Below are 1,518 nucleotides of genomic sequence, written 5' to 3' on the forward strand. Positions count from 1 at the left end.
CAGGTCGAGCCGCTGGCGCGCTACATCGGTGCCGAGGCCAGCCTGCTGGCCACCGACTCGGGCGGCCAATCGTTCGATGAGTGTTTCACACTGCTCTGGTGGCAACTCAAGGAACGTTTCGGCGAACGATTCGAAATCCCCTTGGGCAGCTTTTCGGTCACTGTCGAACTGCGCGGCCAGGGCGACGTCAACCATGGCTTGGCGAGCCTCGACTGCCAGGCCTTGATCGAATACCTGATCCGCTTCGGCGCCATCGACGGCGAACCGGTGCCGTTGCCCGACCTGCCCTACCCGGCCACGCCACTGGCCGCGGTCGAACCGGTAGCGACGCCGGTCGGCGGCCTGCTGGTGTACAGCGCCCTGCCCGGCGAGTACATGGAGGCCGGGCAACTGATCGCCGAAATCATCGACCCGATCAACGACACCGTTACGCCCGTTCATTGCCGTAACGCCGGGCTGCTCTATGCCCGCTCGCTGCGTCGCATGGCCACTGCCGGCATGGTCATCGCCCATGTCGCCGGGACCGAAGCCTACCGCAGCGGCTACCTACTTTCGCCTTGAGGATGCCTGTTCCATGTACAAACTGACCATTGAAGGCCTGCACAAGAGCTACGGCCAGCATGAGGTGCTCAAAGGGGTTTCGCTCAAGGCCAGGACCGGCGACGTGATCAGCCTGATCGGCGCCAGCGGTTCGGGCAAAAGTACCTTCCTGCGTTGCATCAACTTCCTCGAACAACCCAACGACGGCGCCATGAGCCTGGACGGCCAGTCGGTCCAGATGATCAAGGATCACCACGGCATGCGGGTGGCCGACGCCGACGAATTGCAGCGCATCCGCACGCGCCTGGCCATGGTGTTCCAGCACTTCAACCTGTGGAGCCACATGACCGTGCTGGAAAACATCACCATGGCGCCGCGCCGGGTGCTCGGTGTCAGCAAGCAGGAAGCCGACGACCGCGCCCGTCGCTACCTCGACAAGGTTGGCCTGCCGGCCCGCGTTGCCGAGCAGTACCCGGCGTTCCTCTCCGGTGGCCAGCAACAGCGCGTCGCGATTGCTCGCGCATTGGCCATGGAGCCGGAAGTCATGCTGTTCGACGAGCCGACGTCGGCCCTGGACCCGGAACTGGTGGGCGAAGTGTTGAAAGTCATCCAGGGCCTGGCCGAAGAAGGCCGAACCATGATCATGGTGACCCACGAAATGAGCTTCGCCCGCAAGGTGTCCAACCAGGTGCTGTTCCTGCACCAGGGCTTGGTGGAAGAAGAAGGCGCGCCGGAAGACGTGCTGGGCAATCCCACCAGCGAACGGCTCAAGCAGTTCCTCAGTGGCAATCTGAAATAAACTCGCATTTGTAGCGCCGAGCCGGCCCGTAGGAGCTGCCGAGTGCAACGAGGCTGCGATCTTTCCACTGCCGCTTGAATCGTAAGCGAAAGATCCAGATCCAGATCCAGATCCAGATCCAGATCCAGATCAAAAGATCGCAGCCTTCGGCAGCTCCTACGACCAGCGGGAGCAAGCTC

At 62.7% G+C, this 1,518-nt stretch carries 3 protein-coding genes; 2 read left to right on the forward strand and 1 reads right to left on the reverse strand.

Annotated features, from left to right (window positions below; translation table 11 throughout):
• Both OC610_RS27200 and OC610_RS27205 read left to right on the forward strand, forming a co-directional pair.
• On the forward strand, window positions 1-561 hold a 561-nt coding region (locus tag OC610_RS27200; RefSeq protein ID WP_408636669.1), incomplete at its 5' end, for a succinylglutamate desuccinylase/aspartoacylase family protein.
• Between the two features lie 13 nt (window positions 562-574).
• The gene (locus OC610_RS27205; protein ID WP_264432485.1) at window positions 575-1,339 is read left to right on the forward strand and encodes an ABC transporter ATP-binding protein; all 765 of its coding nucleotides are present in this window, start codon (window positions 575-577) and stop codon (window positions 1,337-1,339) included.
• Here OC610_RS27205 and OC610_RS27210 read toward each other — a convergent pair.
• On the reverse strand, window positions 1,320-1,518 hold a 199-nt coding region (locus tag OC610_RS27210), incomplete at its 5' end, for a hypothetical protein (RefSeq protein ID WP_264432487.1). The genes OC610_RS27205 and OC610_RS27210 overlap by 20 nt on opposite strands.

Source organism: Pseudomonas agronomica, assembly GCF_025917275.1.
Lineage (GTDB): Bacteria > Pseudomonadota > Gammaproteobacteria > Pseudomonadales > Pseudomonadaceae > Aquipseudomonas > Aquipseudomonas agronomica.